The organism is Arthrobacter sp. AIWTK1 (assembly GCF_056680535.1).
In genome coordinates, this window is record NZ_CM155287.1 from 2,483,313 (window position 1) to 2,499,952 (window position 16,640).

Consider the following 16,640-nt stretch of genomic DNA (forward strand, 5'->3'; position numbering starts at 1 on the left):
GAGGGCTGCAACGTCCCCGCGCCTGTCGCCTTGGTAGCAGCAGTTACAGGGACATAGGCTCAGTTCCATGACATCGAACGCGCCCTGGCCGCAGCACGATCCGTCCGGCGGCCACGGATCCGGGCAGCAGCCCGCCTGGCCCCGGCAGGACCTTCCGCAGCAGACCAACCCCACCTGGATGGGCCAGGTCCGGCCCGATCATTACCATGCGGCGCCTGCCAGCAACTACGCGGCTGCGGTGAACACCATGATGCCTCCGGCCGCGGTGCGCAGCCGCTCCGGTGCAGGAGTGATCGGCCTCGTGGGCGGCGGCGGCTTCCTGGCTTTCGCCAGCCTCTTCCTGTCCTCCCCTACCTCGTGGGCAACACCGGCGTCACCGGGTTCGTGATCGGTTTCATCGCTTCCCTGATTCCCTTGAGCGCCGTACTCCTGGCCGTCTACATCATTGACCGCTGGGAGCCCGAGCCCAAGCGCCTGTTGCTCTTCGCCTTCGTGTGGGGCGCCGCCGTCTCCATTTCCGTCACGCTGCTGCTCCAGCCTGTCTTTGCGCTGGCGGCGGCGCCGCCTGTCGGCATGGACTACACGACCTTTGCCGTCACCGTGCAGGCTCCGGTGGTGGAGGAATTCGCCAAGTCCCTGGGCCTGTTGCTGCTCCTGGTGCTCGCGCGAAAGCATTTTGACGGCCCCGTGGACGGCGTGGTGTTTGCCTTCACCATTGCCGGCGGCTTCGCCTTCACGGAAAACATCCTCTACTTCGGCCGCGCCATTGCCGAGTCCGCCACGCCGGGGACTGACCTGGCGATGGTGTTCTTCCTGCGGGGTGTGATGTCCCCGTTCGCCCACGCCATCTTCACGGGCACCACAGGACTCATCCTCGGTTTCGCTGCGCGCCGCTGGCACCCCGGGTTGTCCGTCGTGGCGGTCGCCGTCGGGCTGGTACCCGCGATGCTCCTGCACAGCATGTGGAACAGCATGGGACAGGACTTCCTGGTGCAGTACATCGTGGTCCAGGTGCCCATCTTCCTGGTGGCAGTCGTCGTTATTGTGCTGCTGCGCGTGGCGGAAAGCCGGCTGACCCGGCAGCGCCTCCTGGAATATGCCGCCGCTGGATGGTTCACGCCGCCGGAAGTGGAGATGCTGGCTACGGCTGGCGGACGCCGTTCCGGGGTCCGCTGGGCGAAGCAGTTCGGCCGGGGGCCGCAGATGAAGGCTTTCCAGCGCTCCGCCACACGGCTTGCCTTCATCCGGCAACGGATCCTGAGCGGGCGGGACGTTCGGGCCCACCAGTTGGACGAACACCGCCAACTCGCGGAAATCGTGGCCCGTCGGGACGCCGTGCTCCGCTAGCGGGCGTAAAGGAAAGGACCGGCACCCGCCTGAAACGCGGATGCCGGTCCTTTGTCTTGTTGCTACGCCAGCAGCGAGGGCTTCAGCTGCTGGAGCCGGCCGAGCAGGCCGTTAATGAACGACGGCGACTCGTCCGTGGACAGCGTCTTGGCCAGGGCGACTGCTTCGCTGACCGCCACGCCGTCGGGAACGTCGTCGTTGTAGAGCAGCTCCCACGTGCCGATGCGCAGGATGATGCGGTCCACCGACGGCATGCGTTCCAGCGTCCAGCCCTGGGAGTAGGTCTCCAGAAATTCGTCGATGGCAGCCTGGTGGGATACCACGCCTTCGACGATCTCAAGGGTGTAGGGGTTGACGATCTGGTCGGTTTGTTCGCGGCGCGACCGCAGCACATCGAAAGCCGAGAGGGAGCGCTGCTCCGCCTCGAAGAGAACATCCAGGGCCCGGTTACGGGCCTTACCGCGGGCGCTCACTACTCGCTGACCCGGCCAAGGTAGCTGCCGTCGCGGGTGTCGACCTTGACTTTGGTGTTGTTCTCAACGAACAGCGGCACCTGGATCTCGTAGCCGGTTTCCAGCGTGGCCGGCTTGGTGCCGGCAGAGGAGCGGTCGCCCTGCAGGCCCGGCTCGGTGTACGTGATTTCGAGCACGACGCTCGGCGGCAGTTCGATGTACAGGGGGGTGCCTTCGTGGATGGCGATGTTGACCATCTGGTTTTCGAGCATGAAGTTCGTGGCGTCGCCTACCGTAGCGCCGGAGACGGTGATCTGGTCGTAGTCCTGGGTGTCCATGAACACGAAGTCTGCGCCGTCCTGGTACAGGTACTGGTAGTCGCGGCGGTCCACCGTGGCAGTCTCGATCTTGAGGCCGGCGTTGAAGGTCTTGTCGACCACCTTGCCGGACATAACGTTGCGCATCTTGGTGCGGACGAAAGCGCCGCCCTTGCCCGGCTTGACGTGCTGGAACTCGATGATGTTCCAGAGCTGGCCCTCAAGCTTCAGCACGGTTCCGTTCTTGATGTCGTTTGTGGTTGCCACGGGTATCCTCTGGTTTGTATCTGACTGCTTCTAGCCGCCAGCCGGTTATGTCAGGCAGGCACGCCAAAAGGCAGCCAGCGAGTATTTGTCAAAAATCCAAGAACCATTCTACCGGTAATGCCGGCGGGCTGCTGCGACGTCCCCTAGGACGACATTTCCAGGACTTTCCTGGCCCGCTGCAGCGCAACGGTGGACGAGTAGATCAACGCGGCGTCCGCGGCCCCCGCCACGCGCAGGTCCAGGGCCTTGGCGAACTCGTCGACAGCCGCTGCGGTGTTGCCGCCGGCGTAATAGGCACGTCCGAGGTGCTGGTGCGCCATGGCCTCCAGCTCGGTGCCCTGGACCTCTGCCAGCAGCTGGCGGTAGAGATCCACGGCACGGTCATAGCGCTTGGAAACCCGCAGGACCTCGGCTTCGAAGGCACGGAGCCGGAAGGACTCGGGATCGTTGTATCGTGCCTCAGCCAGGAGCTCCGCGGCATCGCCGGCGTGGCCTTCCGCCAGGAGGACCATGATGCGGTCCGCGGGGTCGGAGGACGCCTGCAGCGCCAGGTTGCAGGCTTCTTCATTGACGATTCCGGGCATGAGGGTGTCAGGGTTGATCTTGACACCCGGGAATCCGCCGTCCGGCCACTCGCTCGTGCCGCCCATGGCATCAATCATGACGTCGCCCATCATCAAGAGGCAATCTCCTGGTACGCGGCGAACAACAGGGACGTGTCCGGGACGTCCAGGATTCCAGGGCGTGCAACGCCGTCGAGCACCACGAAACGGAGGAGGTCGCCGCGGGACTTCTTGTCCCGGCGCATCCCGTCCAGCAGCCCCTGCCACCGGTCCCGGCGGTAGGTGATCGGGAGTCCGAGCAATTCCAGGATGGTGCGGTGGCGGTCGGCGTCGGCGTCGCTGAGGCGCCCCACGCTGCGGGCGAGTTCGGCCGCGAACATCATCCCCACCGAGACGGCCGCGCCGTGGCGCCAGGAGTAACGCTCCACCAGTTCGATCGCGTGGCCCAGGGTGTGACCGTAGTTGAGGATCTCGCGCCGGCCCGTTTCCTTGAGGTCCTCAGACACGACGTCGGCCTTCACGGCGATGGCGCGCTCGATCAGTTCGCGGAGGACCGCCGACTGCGGGTCGGTCACGGCGGACGGGTCCTTCTCCACGAGGTCCAGGATGGCGGGGTCGGCGATGAACCCGCACTTGATGACCTCAGCCATGCCCGAAATAAGCTCGTTCTTAGGCAGGGTGCTGAGCGTATCGAGGTCGGCGAGGACCGCGGCCGGAGGGTGGAATGCACCCACCAGGTTCTTGCCCTCGGCCGTGTTGATGCCGGTCTTGCCGCCAACGGAGGCATCCACCATGCCGAGGAGGCTGGTGGGCATGTGGATGACCTTGACCCCGCGGAGCCAGGTGGCAGCCACGAAGCCTGCGAGGTCCGTGACGGCGCCGCCGCCGACGGCGACTACGGCGTCGGAGCGGGTGAAGTCGTTTTGTCCCAGGACCTGCCAGCAGAACGCGGCGACCTGGATGTGCTTGCCTTCTTCGGCGTCCGGGATTTCCGCAGTCAGCGCAGTGAAACCGGCCGACTCCAGTTCGTCGCGGACAGTGTCGCCGGTGAGCCGCAGGGCACGCGGGTGGATGACCAGGACCCGTTTGACCCGCTCCCCCAGCAGCGCCGGAAGGCGTTCAAGCAGGCCGCGGCCCACAACGACGTCGTAGTTCTCAGCCGGCGACTTGCCGGTGACTTTGATGACGGTTGATTCGCTACTCACTTTTCAACTTCCTTTGTTGCGGCCACTGGCTCCGCCGCCGCGGTTTGTGCCGCCGCGTACTCACGCAGCGCCTCTTCGAGCCGAGGCCCAAGATCCGCGACGGATCCGTGGCGGACATCGAAGACAAGGTCGGCAAGCCGTTCATACACGGGCTGGCGGGTGGCGAAAAGCGCACGCCATCGTCCCATGGCGTCTCCGGCCAGGAGCGGACGGCCCGAGTTCCGGGCAATCCGCTCGGAAACTGTGTCGGCGTCGCACTCAAGGTAGACAACGGTGCAGCGCCGAAGCAGCTGCTGGGTGCCGGAGTCGAGGACGGCACCGCCTCCGAGGGAAATGACGGTTCCGGTGTTCGCAGCCTCCTCGATGATGCGGGCGACGGTCCGGGCTTCAATTTCCCGGAACGCACGCTCGCCGCGGGCGGCGAAAATGTCCGGAATGGTTCCGTGGTTTTCGACGATCACGACGTCGGTATCCACAAACGCCGCCCCCAGCTGTTGCGCAAGCTGGTGGCCGATTGCCGATTTGCCGACGGCCATGGGTCCGATAAGCGCAATGGGCCGCCGGGCCGCAGCGCCGTTCCTGCTGCTGGCCGGCACTACTGGCCGATCGAGTCCAGGGACGCCGGAATGTTGTCCAGGTAACCCTTGATATTGCGTGCCGTTTCCGCGACCGAGTCGCCGCCGAACTTCTCCGCCACTGCCTCGGCCAGCACCAGCGCCACCATGGCCTCAGCCACTACGCCGGCGGCCGGAACAGCACAGACATCCGAGCGCTGGTGGTGGGCCTTGGCTGCTTCCCCGGTGCTGACGTCGATGGTCTTCAGTGCGCGCGGAACGGTGGCAATGGGCTTCATCGCCGCACGGACGCGGAGGACGTCGCCGATGCTCATGCCGCCTTCGATGCCGCCGGCCCGGTTGCTGGTGCGGATGATCCGGCCGTCGGAGTCCTTGACGATTTCGTCGTGGGCGGCCGAGCCACGGCGGGAGGCGGTCAGGAAGCCGTCGCCCACTTCAACTCCCTTGATGGCCTGGATGCCCATCAAGGCGGCGGCGAGGCGGGAGTCCAGCCGGCGGTCCCAGTGGACGTAGCTGCCAAGGCCGGGCGGAAGGCCGTAGGCCAGCACCTCCACCACTCCGCCGAGGGTTTCGCCTTCCTTGTGGGCGGCGTCCACCTCGGCCACCATGGCGTCCGAGGTTTCCCGGTCAAAGCAGCGGAGGGGATCCGCATCCAGGGCGATCACGTTGGCGGGTACGGGCAGCGGGCGCCCTTCCGGCACGGCGACGCTGGCGATGGACACCGTGTGGCTGACCAGTTCGATGCCCAGTTGCTTGAGGAACTGCGACGCCACGGTGCCCAGTGCGACGCGGGTGGCGGTTTCGCGGGCACTGGCGCGCTCCAGTACCGGGCGTGCTTCATCGAAGCCGTATTTCTGCATTCCCGTGAAGTCCGCGTGGCCGGGACGCGGACGCGTCAGCGGTGCATTGCGCGCCTGGTCGGCGAGGACTTCAGGGGCGACCGGGTCCGCAGACATGATCTGCTCCCACTTGGGCCATTCAGTGTTGCCCACCTGGATGGCCACGGGGCCGCCCTGGGTCATGCCGTGGCGCACACCGCCGAGGACGGTCACCACGTCCTGCTCAAACTTCATCCGGGCACCGCGGCCGTAACCGAGGCGCCGACGGGCCAGGGCATCGGCGATCTGGCTGCTGGTGAGTTCAACACCGGCAGGCACGCCTTCAATAATTCCGACCAGTGCCGGTCCATGGGATTCACCGGCAGTCAACCAACGCAACATAAAATCCATCCTGCCACGTAGGGCGGTTAGAACACTCGTCGGGGTGCCCCGACTGCGTCACACATCACATCTATGACTTCGGCCGTGACGCGGTCGCCGAGGCCGCTGAAGAACCGGACCTGCTCCACCGCCTGGTACAGCAGCATCTCCAGGCCGGGGACGACGGCGCCTCCTCCGTCCTGCCAGACCGAGGCAATCCGGCTGGGCCAGGGATCGTAGGCGACATCCAGCAAAACCCCGGGAGTCCGGGTCCCGAGGGCCGCGAGCTCATCGGCCAGGGCGTCGGCCCCGCGGGGCGGGAGCGTGGAAATGACGACGTCGGCGGCGGCCATTGCCGCGGCCGCCCCGGAAAGCGGCAGGATGCGGACAGGAAGGCCCACACCTTCGGAGGCGGCGCGGGCTTCCGCCGCCCGGCCCACGTCACGTACGAAAACATCGGCAGACGGGGCGCCGAGATCCTTGAGCGCAGCGATCGCCGCGGCAGCGGTGCCGCCGCCGCCCAAGACAACAGCTGACGGCGCGGACACCACGCCGGCATGCTGCACGGCGTTGACGATGCCCGCGACGTCGGTGTTGTAACCGATCCGCCGCACTGATGCCCCGTCGGCTTCAAACACAACGGTGTTGACGACTCCGAGGATGCCGGCCACGCCGCGCACCTCATCCACCTCGGAAACCATGGCGGTCTTGAGCGGCATGGTGACGGACAGGCCGCGCCAGCCGGGCTCGTCGCGGACCGACGCCATGAACGCGGGAAGGTCCGGGACGGTCACATCGATGGCGGAGTACTCGACGTCCACGCCCAAGCGGGCGTAGGCAGCGCGGTGCAGGGCCGGGGACTTCGAATGGCCGATCGGGTGCCCAAGGACGGCAGCCTTCAAGGTCACGTGCAACGTCCTGCGTTGGCGGCGCACCAGGCGTTGTACTGCTCCACATACTGGTTGTGCTCAGCCAGCGTCTTGGAGAACTTCGTCTCCTTGGTGTCCAGGTTGATGGTCACCCAGTACATGTAATCGTTCGTCTTCGGCTTGGCCGCCGCATCGATGGCGTTCTTGCCCGGCGACCCGATGGGGCCCACCGGAAGTCCCTGGTTGGCGTAGGTGTTGTAGGGGTTCGACTTGTCAGCCTTCTGGTCCTCGTCGATGTGGAAGCTCTTGATTCCCAGCCCGTAGGTCACCGTGGCATCGGACTGGATCAGCCCGGCCGTCTCGGTGTTGTTCGGCTTGAGCCGGTTGTAGATGGCGCCGGCCACATCGCCGTACTCGGCCTGCCCGCCCTCGGCCTGGACGATGCTGGCGACCGTGACCACGTCGTATTGCTTCGCGGGATCGGTGACCCCCTGGGCCTTGAGCTCGTCGGTGGTGGTGGTCACGAGGTTCTGGAGGATCTCCTTGGCCGGCGTCCCCAGCGGGAAGCGGTGCTCGCCGGGTGCCAGGTAGCCCTCAAGGTTCTTGGCCTTGGCCGGCAGCCCGAACTGGGCCGGGGAATCACTGAGTGTCTTGAGCTGGGCAATCGGAATACCCGACCCCTGGGAGATGGCCTGCAGCGATTCGCCGATCCGCAGTCCGGCGCTCAGGGCAAAGTACATGACCTTGCCTTCGCCCTTGCCCAGCAGCACGGCCACGGCGTCGGAATTCTTCATCTCCTGGCGGAACTGGAATTCGCCCGGGGCGATGGTGCCGCCGGAAGCCGTGAGCTCCCGCAGGAACGTGTCCGCGTTCGCAACAACTTTCTGGTCAGCGAGCTTGGTGGCAACGGACCTGGTGCCTTCACCGGGCTCAACGGAAACGTTCACCTCGCCGGTGCCCGGCCCCGGGTAATCGGCGATGGTGTCGCCGCCCAGTAGGGGTTTGAGGAACTGGGCTCCTACCACCAATGCGGTGACGAAAACCGTCAGCGTCAGCAAAAGCGCCAGCCAGCGGCGACGGCGGCGGACCTTTTTGGACTTGGCCGGAACGACAGCCACTGACGAACTGCCAGCCATCAACTGGTGTGCCGGCTCCTCATAGTGCTCGTCGGCGTGCTCCCCCGCCGCGTAGAGGTCGGCGTCGTCGTAGACATGGTGCGCCTCGTCCTCGTGGTGCCCTGCGTCCTCGTGGTGCCCTGCGAAGTCGTGGTGCCCTGCGTCCTCGTGGTGCTCCGCGTAGTCCTGGTGCCCGGCAAAGTCCTGGTGCTCCGCGTAGTCCTGGTGCGCCCCGTCCTCGTGGTGAACGGCGTCTCCGTGCTGCTCAGCCGGCGCCCCATGGGCATGCGGAGCCAACTCCGCGGAGCTTTCGTGGTGCACAGTCTCGTCGTGGTGAAGTTCCGCGTCCTGCTGGACTGTGGGCGGCTCCGCCGGCATGGCCGGCGGGACCTGCGGCGAGTGGCCGGTTTCGAACGCCTGCGGTGGGACCACGTCATTGCCTTCGGTGGTCAGGGATTTCTCCCTGGCACGGACTTCCTTGCGCGTCAGCTGACGTCCGGAGTCACTGAATTCCTCACCTGAGGACTCGCCGCTGTTAACCGGGCTCACTGTTGCCTTCCATTTTCTGAAGATTGCACATTGACTCCGGGGACTGCCCGCTCAGCGTTTTCGGCTGCGGCGTCCCCGGGAAGCCCCGGCTGGGAGACCGCGAACACGCGGCTTCCTACATCCGTTCCCCTGGCTTTTTGCATGTCGATTGCGTGCTGGAGTATTCCTGCTGCCGCAACCTGATCCACTACCTTACGGTGGTTCCGGCTGCTCATGCCAGCTTCGTGCAGGTTGCGGTGGGCCGTCACCGTGCTCAAGCGCTCGTCCACGAGCTGTACCGGAATGTCACAGCCGTTGGCCGCAAGCGCGTCCGCCAGCAACTCCGCGTAGTCCGTGGCCATCCGCGCCGAAGCATGCTCTTCGCCCTTGAGCGTCCGGGGCAGCCCGACGAAGACCTGCACGGCACCAAGCTCGGCGGCCAGGGCCGCAAGGACACGGACATCCGTATTCTTCCTGGCGTTCCGTTCCAGCGTCTTCAACGGTGTGGCCAGGATGCCGTCAAGGTCGCAGACGGCCACGCCCACACGGACCGTGCCTACGTCCACCCCCAGTTTGATGCCCCGGGGGTAGGCGTCGGTTGCAGCAGATTGATTCACGGTTCAGCTATCGCCTCGTGATGGCGTCCACGACGGCGGTCAGCGCCGCCGGCACCTTCGACGCATCGGTACCGCCGCCCTGCGCGACGTCGTCCTTGCCACCGCCGCCGCCGCCGAGGATTCCGGCTGCGAGCCGGACGAGGGCTCCGGCCTTCACGCCCGCCGCGCGGGCCGCCTCGTTGGTGGCGACCAGGATTACGGGGCGGTCGTTGCTCACACCGGCCACCGCAACTGCGGCGGCCTCGGAGCCCAGGCGGCTGCGCAGGTCGAGGGCCAGCCCGCGGAGGTCGTCAGCGCCGCTGACCTGTCCGGCGTCATGCGCAATGACCTTCACCCCCGCAGCGTCCTTGGCCGTACCGACCAGCTGCGCAGCGGCAGCCGTCAGCTGCTCCTTGCGCAGGCGCTCCAGTTCCTTTTCCACGGTCTTGAGCTTGGTCAGGGTGGTGGCAATGCGGTCTGCCAGCAGGCCTGAGGGCACCTTCAGCATCTCGGTGAGCTCCGTGACCAGCGCGCGCTCGGCGGCGAGGTGGCGGAACGCCTCCATTCCCACGAAAGCTTCCACGCGGCGGTTGCCCGAGCCCACGGACTGGTCGCCCAGCAGGGACAGGCTGCCGATGAGTGAGGTGTTGGCCACATGGGTGCCGCCGCAAAGCTCGCGGGACCAGGCGCCGTCGATCTCCACGACCCGGACTTCGTTGCCGTAGTTCTCGCCGAACAGCGCCATGGCGCCGAGGGCCTTGGCTTCGGCCAGGGCCATGACCTTGGTCTCCACCTGGAAGTTGTTGCGAATGGCAAGGTTGGAAACTTCTTCGATCTCGGACCGCGTTGCGGCGCTGAGTCCCTCGCCCCAGGCGAAGTCGAAGCGCAGGTAGCCGGCCTTGTTGTAGGAACCGCGCTGCAGGGCCTCAGGGCCAAGGATCTGGTGCAGGGCTGCGTGGACGATGTGCGTGCCCGTGTGGGCCTGTTCTGCGGAGTGGCGCCGCTCGCGGTCCACTGCTGCCTGCACGAGCGAGTCGGCACCGATTTCGCCCTCGCGGACGATCGCCTTGTGCACGCTCAGGCCCTTGACGGGACGCTGGACATCCAGGACCTCGACGACGAATCCGTCACCCGTGATGAGCCCGGTGTCGGCGGCCTGGCCGCCGGCTTCCGCGTAGAACGGGGTCTCTGCAAGGACGAGCTCGATTTCCTCGCCCGTGGAGGCCTGGGACACCTTGCGGCCGCCGGACAGGATGCCGCGGACCTTGGACTCGCCTGCGAGCTCGGTGTAGCCGGTGAAAACCGTCTCACCCTCGGCCAGCAGCTCCTGGAAGGCGCTGAGGTCGGCGTGCGCACCCTTCTTGCCCTTGGCGTCCGCCTGGGCGCGCTGGCGCTGCTCGAGCATCAGCTTGCGGAATTCGGGTTCGTCAACCTTAAGTCCGGCTTCTTCCGCCATTTCCAACGTCAGGTCGATCGGGAAGCCGTAGGTGTCGTGCAGGGCAAAGGCATCGGCACCTGAGAGCGGCTGGCCGGCTGCCTTGGAATCCTTCACGGCGTCCTCGAGGCGGGCCGTGCCGGACGCGATGGTCCGCAGGAACGCCTTTTCTTCGGCGTAGGCGATGCGGCTGATGCGGTCGAAGTCGGTCTCCACCACCGGGTAGACGCCCTTCATGGCGTCGCGGGAAGCGGGGAGGAGATCCGGCAGGCAGGCCTTTTCGACGCCGAGCAGGCGCATGGACCGCACGGCACGGCGGATCAGGCGGCGCAGCACGTAGCCGCGGCCTTCGTTGGAGGGGGTGACGCCGTCGGCGATCAGCATCAGGGCGGACCGGATGTGGTCCGCCACCACCCGCATCCGGACGTCGTCGGTGTGGTGCGGATCGTCGGCGGACTCGGCCGAGGTGTATTCCTTGCCGGAGAGTTCAGCGGCCTTGTCGATGACGGGACGGACCTGGTCGGTCTCGTACATGTTCTCGACGTCCTGCAGGATCATTGCCAGGCGTTCCATGCCCAGTCCGGTGTCGATGTTCTTCTTGGGCAGTTCACCCGTGATGTCGAAGTCCACCTTCGAGCGGACGTTGTCGATCTGGTACTGCATGAACACGAGGTTCCAGATTTCGACGTAGCGGTTCTCGTCGGCAATGGGGCCGCCCTCGACGCCGTAGGACGGGCCGCGGTCGTAGTAGATCTCGGAGCAGGGGCCGGCCGGGCCGGGCTGGCCGGTGGACCAGTAGTTGTCCGCCTTGCCCATCCGCTGGATCCGTGCGGCGGGCATGCCGGTGTTCTTGAGCCAGAGCTGCTCGGCCTCGTCGTCCTCTTCGTAGACGGTGACCCAGAGCTTCTCGGGCGGCAGTCCGTATCCGCCGTCGTCGACACTGGTGGTGAGCAGTTCCCAGGCGAACTTGATGGCGTCTTCCTTGAAGTAGTCGCCGAAGGAGAAGTTGCCGCACATCTGGAAGAAGGTGCCGTGGCGGGCGGTCTTGCCAACTTCCTCAATGTCGCCCGTGCGGATGCACTTCTGCACGCTGGTGGCGCGGTTGTAGGGCGCCTCTTCGCGGGCCGTCAGGTACGGAATGAACGGAACCATGCCGGCCACCGTGAACAGCAGGGAGGGGTCGCTGGAGACCAGTGATGCGGAAGGCACCGCCGTGTGGCCCTTACTGACAAAAAAGTCGATCCAGCGCTTGGTGATCTCCTGCGACTTCATAACCTGGTTACTTACCCTTCTTGGTGTACTGCGTGTAGTTCTGATGCGTGTGGTTCACGCAATGAAACGCCTGGCTGCCCTGGCACATGCCGGAGCCACCGGTTTAATTCTCCCCTACGCCGGGCATTGCGATGTCCGCGCGGGTACCGGATTCGCTACCAGGCCGCCCTGGGACGGCTTTTCGCGCTGCGGGCTAGCGGCGCACCAGGTCCTGGCTGTCGATGCCCAGCGCTGCCCTCAGGTCCGTTTCCCGTTCCTGCATTCCATCGCGGACTGCGTCAGCGAAGTCGTAGATGCCGTCGGCCAACCGTCCCACCGCGCGGTTGAGGCCTTCGGGGCCCAGGGTGGACTGGGCCTCGGTGATCTTGCGGAAGGCGATGACGCCAATGGCGACGCCGATTCCCATCCAGAGGATTCTTTTCATTGAGTGCTCCGTCGGGATTAGCGGCTGCGGCGGCCGGTGGCGGGTTTCTTCTTGGCAGAGAGGGCGGAGCGGACTCCGTAGCTGAAGGCTGCCACCTTGATCAGCGGAGATCCCACGGTTGCCGCCACGAGGGACGAGAGTGCGGAGATATTGGCTGAGGCGTCCGAGACATTGGATGAGATGCCGTCAACTTTTTTGAGCTGCTGGTTCGTGGTGGAAACCGTGGCGGTGACTTCGTCCATGAGTGGCGTGGCACCGTCGCTAATGGAACGGATGGACGTCCGGACTTCGTCAAAAACCCGTCCGAGCTTCAGGATCGGCACGGCGAGTAGCAGCACGAGGAGCGCAAACACCCCTGCCGCGATCAGGCCGGCAATATCGCCACCAGACATAGACGTTCATCTCCTTGTATTTCCGTGGACTGCTGCGGGTTCGGCACTGGCTCCGTGGCCGCTCTTGCGGAACTCCCCCCAGTACCTTACATACAAAGAAGCCCGCGGCGCTTGCCACGGGCTTCTTTGTATACGCTGCTTTTATTTAGCGTGCGTAGAATTCGACGACGAGCTGCTCTTCGCAGGTTACGGGAACCTCGGAGCGCTTCGGGCGGCGAACCAGGCGTGCCTGCAGGGCGTCAAGCTTGACGTCCAGGTAGGCCGGAACCTGGGGCAGGACGTCGCGGTGAGCGCCGGCTGCTGCAACCTGGAACGGGGGCATGGTTTCGCTGCGGCTGTGGACGTGGACCAGCTGGCCCTCGCCGACGCGGAAGGACGGGCGGTCAACGCGGATTCCGTCAACCAGGATGTGGCGGTGCACAACCAGCTGGCGGGCCTGGGCGATGGTGCGGGCGAAACCGGCACGCAGCACGAGGGCGTCGAGACGCATTTCGAGCAGTTCGATCAGGTTTTCACCGGTCAGGCCCTTGGTGCGACGTGCTTCTTCGAAGGCACGGGTCATCTGGGCTTCGCGGATGCCGTACTGGGCGCGCAGACGCTGCTTTTCGCGCAGACGTACGGCGTAGTCGGAGTCCTGCTTCTTGCGGGCACGGCCATGCTCACCGGGGCCGTACGGGCGGCGCTCCATGTACTTGGCGGCCTTGGGGGTCAGAGCAATGCCGAGTGCACGCGAAAGGCGTGCGGTACGGCGAGCACGAGTGTTGTTAGCCACTTGTGTCCTTCCAATATCTGCGGTGTGTCAGTGTTACTGGCCTCCACGATGGAGAGCATCGGCCAACCGCTGCCTTTTGCTACTGGGCACCGGGCGACAGCCCACCAAAAACATCAAGACAGCATGAAATGCTGAATAATCAGTGAATTGTGCGTCCGTGCCTTGCCAGACAACGAACTATCCTACCATGATGCGGCCGGCCGCCCCGGACGCTTGCTGTCCGGGCTTCCTTCAGGTCCGCGCGTGGCCGCCGTGGCTGGCCCGGCCGAAGGAAGCGGCGCCCAGGAACTCGACGGCGATGAAGGGCTCGCTACCCACCACCCACTCATCATGCCCGGGAGGCAGGGTGTACGTGTCGTTGGCGCGGATGACGGAACGGACGCCGTCGGGGGTTTCCACTTCCAACACTCCGGAAACGCAGAAGCCGAGGTGGTTGTGCTGGCAGAAGTCGGTCTTTTCGAAAGGCTTGATGCTTTCGGACCACCGCCAGCCGGGATCAAGGATCAGCCGGGCCACCGAATAGTCATTGACGGTGACGAGGTCGAACTCCGCTTTGTCGGGGCAACGCTTTTTGTCCGGGACATCGAAGGACTTCACGGACATTGCTGTGACGAAATTTACGGACATGTGACACGACCTGGGAGATGGGAGGGGGCGCATGAGGGTTGTGCCAAGGCGATTCCATGCCGGCCGCCGACTTGGGGCCTGGGTGTATGAACAACCGGCATGTGTGCTGATGTCCCCCTCAAGACACGCACGTACAACAGATCCATGCTGACGTAATTCAACGTTAGCCCTCCGCCGCCGGAAGTCAACGGCACATTGTCCAGGCCTGTCCGGACAGGCCGCTCAGCCGCCGCGGATGATCTTCCGGAGCCGCTCCAGCCGGGTGGAAATATCGCGTTCGGCGCCGTTGGCCGTGGGCTGGTAATAGTCCCGGCCAACCAGGTCGTCCGGCGGGTATTGCTGGGTGGCAACCCCGTGCGGGGCGTCGTGCGCGTATTTGTAGCCCTGCCCGTGACCGAGCTGTTTGGATCCGGGGTAGTGCGCGTCCCGCAGGTGGGCGGGGATGCCGTTGCCCAGGCCGGCGCGGACGTCGGCGGTGGCTTTATTGATGCCCATGTAGGCGGCGTTGGACTTCGGGGCCGTTGCCAGGTGGACCACGGCCTCAGCCAGCACGATCCGCCCCTCGGGCATGCCGATGAGCTGCACGGCCTGCGCCGCCGCGACGGCGGTCTGCAGGGCCGTGGGGTCCGCCATCCCGACGTCCTCCGCGGCCGAGATCACGATGCGCCGGGCGATGAACCGGGGGTCCTCCCCTGCTTCCAGCATGCGGGCCAGGTAGTGGAGTGCGGCGTCCACGTCGGAACCGCGGATCGATTTGATGAAGGCGCTGGCGACGTCGTAGTGCTGGTCCCCTGCGCGGTCGTACCTGACCGCGGCAACATCCAGGGCGCGCTCGGTGTGCCGCAGTTCCACGGCGACGGGACCGTCGTCGGCGTCGTCGGCATCACCAAAAGCCACGCCGGCGGCCGCCTCCAGCGCCGTCAGCGCACGGCGTGCATCGCCACCGGAAAGCCTGACCAGATGCGCCAGCGCTTCCTCGCTGAGCTTCACCTTTCCGTTCAGCCCGCGGGGATCAGCCGCGGCACGCTGGACCAGGCCCTCGATGTCCGCATCGGTCAGCGGGCGGAGCGTCAGCAGCAGCGAGCGGGACAGCAGCGGGGATACCACCGAGAAGGAGGGATTCTCGGTGGTTGCGGCCACGAGCACCACCCAGCGGTTTTCCACGCCCGGCAGCAAGGCGTCCTGCTGGGCTTTGTTGAATCGGTGGATCTCGTCGAGGAAAAGCACAGTGGTGGTCTTGTAGAGGTCCCGCGCCGTGAGCGCTTCGTCCATGACCCGGCGGACGTCCTTCACACCCGCGGTGATGGCGGAGAGTTCGACGAACTTGCGACCGGGCCCCTTGGCGATCACATGCGCGAGCGTGGTCTTGCCGGTGCCCGGAGGACCCCACAGGATAAGCGAGGTGGGGCCGGCAGGTCCGGCGGAGTCGGCCCCGGCGCCGGCGGCCAGCTGACGCAGCGGGGACCCCTGTCCCAGCAGGTGCTGCTGGCCCACAACGTCGTCGAGGGTACGGGGCCGCATCCGGACCGCCAGCGGGCTTCGGGGCTGCGTCCGGCCGGCGGCCGGCCCGGAAACGGACGACCCGGACGGCGTCACCGTCCCGCCGTCGTCGTTATCCGGCCCTTGGCCAAAGAGATCATCCACATAGATAGGCTACTTCTAGTTCATGACGCCACTAACAACGGAGAATCACGCGATGCCCACCCCAGAGTCCCGCGTGACGTTCGTCTCCGGTGCGCGGCTGCCGGGGTGGGTGGAGCGTTTTGCCGCGAGCCACGGCCCCCTCGCCGACGAAGAGGTCGACGCCGGCCTGCAACTGTCCGCAGCGGACGGCGCCGTGGCGCTGCTGCAGCCGCCGTGGCCGGCTGACGGCCGGCCGGGCCGCGGCGGAGATGCCGTGGCGCGGCTGGCTTCCCTGGCGGCGCAGTCCCGGATGCTCGGGCTGGTGCTGGTCCGCCGCGGCGGCTACTCCGTGGCTGTGGTGAGGGACGGCGCCGCGCTGGCCTCGAAAACCGGAACCCGCCACATCCAATCCAGGACCGCTGCCGGCGGATCGTCCCAGCAACGGTTCGCCCGGCGCCGCACGAGCCAGGCGGACGCGCTGGTGGAGGCGGTCGCCGGGCACGCCGACCGGATCTTCGCGGATCACAGGATCGAATACCTGGCGCCGGGCGGTGACCGGCCCCTTGCCGAACAGGTCCTCGGCGAACCGTCGCTGAAACGCTACGCTGCGCTGACGCGGCTGCCGTTCCTGGATGTCCCGGATCCGCGCGCCTCAGTGTTGAAGCAGGCCGCAGCCGACGCGTGCTCAGTCCGGATCCTGGTCACCGACCCGCCGGCTTAGCGCCGCCCCTGCCGCTCCTAGTCCTCGGGTGCCAGGGTGACGGTTACTCCGTTGAGTTCCCGGCTGAAGTCGAGCTGGCAGGAGAGCCTGGAACCGCACTCCTGGTAGCCCTCCGCTTCGACGAGCAGTTCCAGTTCGTCCTCGCTGCGTTCACCCAGCGTGTCGAAGACCTCCTTCTCGAGGAAGACGTGGCACGTCGCGCACGAGGCGGTGCCGCCACAGGAGGCCAGGACGGGCAGGTCGTTGTCACGGAGGGCCTCCATCAGCGTCTGGTCCGGCTCCCATTCAAGGCGGTGGGTGGAGCCTTCGCGGTCGATAACGGTGAGTTCGTTGTTGCTCAT

At 66.1% G+C, this 16,640-nt stretch carries 19 protein-coding genes; 3 read left to right on the forward strand and 16 right to left on the reverse strand.

From position 1 onward, the window contains the following. The first annotated feature begins 67 nt into the window (after nucleotides 1-67). Nucleotides 68-388, forward strand: a complete 321-nt coding sequence (locus AC1MDG_RS11330; RefSeq protein ID WP_479803956.1) for a hypothetical protein — start codon at nucleotides 68-70, stop codon at nucleotides 386-388. After that, nucleotides 358-1,347 (forward strand): PrsW family intramembrane metalloprotease, encoded by a 990-nt coding sequence (locus AC1MDG_RS11335; protein ID WP_479803957.1) that lies wholly within the window; start codon nucleotides 358-360, stop codon nucleotides 1,345-1,347. Before AC1MDG_RS11330 ends, AC1MDG_RS11335 begins: the two co-directional genes overlap by 31 nt. A 62-nt stretch (nucleotides 1,348-1,409) precedes the next feature. Here the strand turns inward: AC1MDG_RS11335 and nusB are convergent, their stop codons facing one another. From nusB to AC1MDG_RS11410, 15 genes are all read right to left on the reverse strand, one after another. Beyond that, complete coding sequence (gene nusB / locus AC1MDG_RS11340) at nucleotides 1,410-1,820, reverse strand: transcription antitermination factor NusB (RefSeq protein ID WP_043481810.1); 411 nt, start codon at nucleotides 1,818-1,820, stop codon at nucleotides 1,410-1,412. Further along, complete coding sequence (gene efp / locus AC1MDG_RS11345; RefSeq protein WP_056635236.1) at nucleotides 1,820-2,383, reverse strand: elongation factor P; 564 nt, start codon at nucleotides 2,381-2,383, stop codon at nucleotides 1,820-1,822. The genes nusB and efp overlap by 1 nt, the downstream gene beginning before the upstream one ends. 143 nt (nucleotides 2,384-2,526) lie before the next feature. Further along, nucleotides 2,527-3,060 carry a tetratricopeptide repeat protein gene (locus tag AC1MDG_RS11350; RefSeq protein ID WP_043481814.1) on the reverse strand — a complete coding sequence of 178 codons (534 nt, stop codon included), beginning with the start codon at nucleotides 3,058-3,060 and terminating at the stop codon, nucleotides 2,527-2,529. Next, nucleotides 3,060-4,151: a 3-dehydroquinate synthase gene (gene aroB, locus AC1MDG_RS11355; protein WP_479803958.1), complete on the reverse strand. Its 1,092-nt coding sequence runs from the start codon at nucleotides 4,149-4,151 to the stop codon at nucleotides 3,060-3,062. Before aroB ends, AC1MDG_RS11350 begins: the two co-directional genes overlap by 1 nt. Then, nucleotides 4,148-4,747 (reverse strand): shikimate kinase, encoded by a 600-nt coding sequence (locus AC1MDG_RS11360; protein ID WP_479803959.1) that lies wholly within the window; start codon nucleotides 4,745-4,747, stop codon nucleotides 4,148-4,150. Before AC1MDG_RS11360 ends, aroB begins: the two co-directional genes overlap by 4 nt. Next, the gene (aroC, locus tag AC1MDG_RS11365) at nucleotides 4,747-5,946 is read right to left on the reverse strand and encodes a chorismate synthase (RefSeq protein ID WP_043481820.1); all 1,200 of its coding nucleotides are present in this window, start codon (nucleotides 5,944-5,946) and stop codon (nucleotides 4,747-4,749) included. Before aroC ends, AC1MDG_RS11360 begins: the two co-directional genes overlap by 1 nt. Nucleotides 5,947-5,972: 26 nt before the next feature. Further along, nucleotides 5,973-6,833 carry a shikimate dehydrogenase gene (locus AC1MDG_RS11370; protein ID WP_479803960.1) on the reverse strand — a complete coding sequence of 287 codons (861 nt, stop codon included), beginning with the start codon at nucleotides 6,831-6,833 and terminating at the stop codon, nucleotides 5,973-5,975. Continuing rightward, entirely contained in the window at nucleotides 6,830-8,458 is a 1,629-nt protein-coding gene (gene mltG, locus AC1MDG_RS11375; protein ID WP_479803961.1) for an endolytic transglycosylase MltG, read from the reverse strand. Before mltG ends, AC1MDG_RS11370 begins: the two co-directional genes overlap by 4 nt. Next, nucleotides 8,455-9,054, reverse strand: coding sequence for a Holliday junction resolvase RuvX (gene ruvX, locus AC1MDG_RS11380; RefSeq protein ID WP_043481827.1), 600 nt, complete (start codon nucleotides 9,052-9,054; stop codon nucleotides 8,455-8,457). The genes mltG and ruvX overlap by 4 nt, the downstream gene beginning before the upstream one ends. Before the next feature lie 7 nt (nucleotides 9,055-9,061). Then, nucleotides 9,062-11,740 carry an alanine--tRNA ligase gene (alaS, locus tag AC1MDG_RS11385; protein WP_479803962.1) on the reverse strand — a complete coding sequence of 893 codons (2,679 nt, stop codon included), beginning with the start codon at nucleotides 11,738-11,740 and terminating at the stop codon, nucleotides 9,062-9,064. Nucleotides 11,741-11,933: 193 nt separating this feature from the next. Beyond that, complete coding sequence (locus tag AC1MDG_RS11390; RefSeq protein ID WP_235347369.1) at nucleotides 11,934-12,164, reverse strand: DUF6167 family protein; 231 nt, start codon at nucleotides 12,162-12,164, stop codon at nucleotides 11,934-11,936. Between the two features lie 17 nt (nucleotides 12,165-12,181). Further along, the gene (locus AC1MDG_RS11395; protein ID WP_043481831.1) at nucleotides 12,182-12,556 is read right to left on the reverse strand and encodes a DUF948 domain-containing protein; all 375 of its coding nucleotides are present in this window, start codon (nucleotides 12,554-12,556) and stop codon (nucleotides 12,182-12,184) included. Nucleotides 12,557-12,701: 145 nt separating this feature from the next. Further along, entirely contained in the window at nucleotides 12,702-13,328 is a 627-nt protein-coding gene (rpsD, locus tag AC1MDG_RS11400) for a 30S ribosomal protein S4 (protein ID WP_011692125.1), read from the reverse strand. A gap of 231 nt (nucleotides 13,329-13,559) precedes the next feature. Then, nucleotides 13,560-13,955 (reverse strand): cupin domain-containing protein, encoded by a 396-nt coding sequence (locus tag AC1MDG_RS11405; protein WP_479803963.1) that lies wholly within the window; start codon nucleotides 13,953-13,955, stop codon nucleotides 13,560-13,562. A 222-nt stretch (nucleotides 13,956-14,177) separates the two neighbouring features. After that, the gene (locus AC1MDG_RS11410) at nucleotides 14,178-15,599 is read right to left on the reverse strand and encodes a replication-associated recombination protein A (protein ID WP_479803964.1); all 1,422 of its coding nucleotides are present in this window, start codon (nucleotides 15,597-15,599) and stop codon (nucleotides 14,178-14,180) included. A gap of 52 nt (nucleotides 15,600-15,651) precedes the next feature. Here AC1MDG_RS11410 and AC1MDG_RS11415 point away from each other — a divergent pair, with 52 nt between their 5' ends. Further along, nucleotides 15,652-16,299 (forward strand): acVLRF1 family peptidyl-tRNA hydrolase, encoded by a 648-nt coding sequence (locus AC1MDG_RS11415; protein WP_479803965.1) that lies wholly within the window; start codon nucleotides 15,652-15,654, stop codon nucleotides 16,297-16,299. Nucleotides 16,300-16,316: 17 nt separating this feature from the next. On the opposite strand, the gene AC1MDG_RS11420 is transcribed toward AC1MDG_RS11415, so the two are convergent. Then, complete coding sequence (locus AC1MDG_RS11420; RefSeq protein ID WP_479803966.1) at nucleotides 16,317-16,640, reverse strand: 2Fe-2S iron-sulfur cluster-binding protein; 324 nt, start codon at nucleotides 16,638-16,640, stop codon at nucleotides 16,317-16,319.

What these genes read in the sequence shown, in the direction of transcription:
- AC1MDG_RS11330 (WP_479803956.1), top strand. Translation starts at nt 68, where the DNA reads ATGACATCGAACGCGCCCTGGCCGCAGCACGATCCGTCCGGCGGCCAC.
- AC1MDG_RS11350 (WP_043481814.1), bottom strand. Translation starts at nt 3,060, where the DNA reads ATGATGGGCGACGTCATGATTGATGCCATGGGCGGCACGAGCGAGTGG.
- aroC (WP_043481820.1), bottom strand. Translation starts at nt 5,946, where the DNA reads ATGTTGCGTTGGTTGACTGCCGGTGAATCCCATGGACCGGCACTGGTC.
- alaS (WP_479803962.1), bottom strand. Translation starts at nt 11,740, where the DNA reads ATGAAGTCGCAGGAGATCACCAAGCGCTGGATCGACTTTTTTGTCAGT.
- AC1MDG_RS11390 (WP_235347369.1), bottom strand. Translation starts at nt 12,164, where the DNA reads ATGAAAAGAATCCTCTGGATGGGAATCGGCGTCGCCATTGGCGTCATC.
- AC1MDG_RS11395 (WP_043481831.1), bottom strand. Translation starts at nt 12,556, where the DNA reads ATGTCTGGTGGCGATATTGCCGGCCTGATCGCGGCAGGGGTGTTTGCG.
- AC1MDG_RS11405 (WP_479803963.1), bottom strand. Translation starts at nt 13,955, where the DNA reads ATGTCCGTAAATTTCGTCACAGCAATGTCCGTGAAGTCCTTCGATGTC.
- AC1MDG_RS11415 (WP_479803965.1), top strand. Translation starts at nt 15,652, where the DNA reads ATGCCCACCCCAGAGTCCCGCGTGACGTTCGTCTCCGGTGCGCGGCTG.
- AC1MDG_RS11420 (WP_479803966.1), bottom strand. Translation starts at nt 16,640, where the DNA reads ATGAGCAACAACGAACTCACCGTTATCGACCGCGAAGGCTCCACCCAC.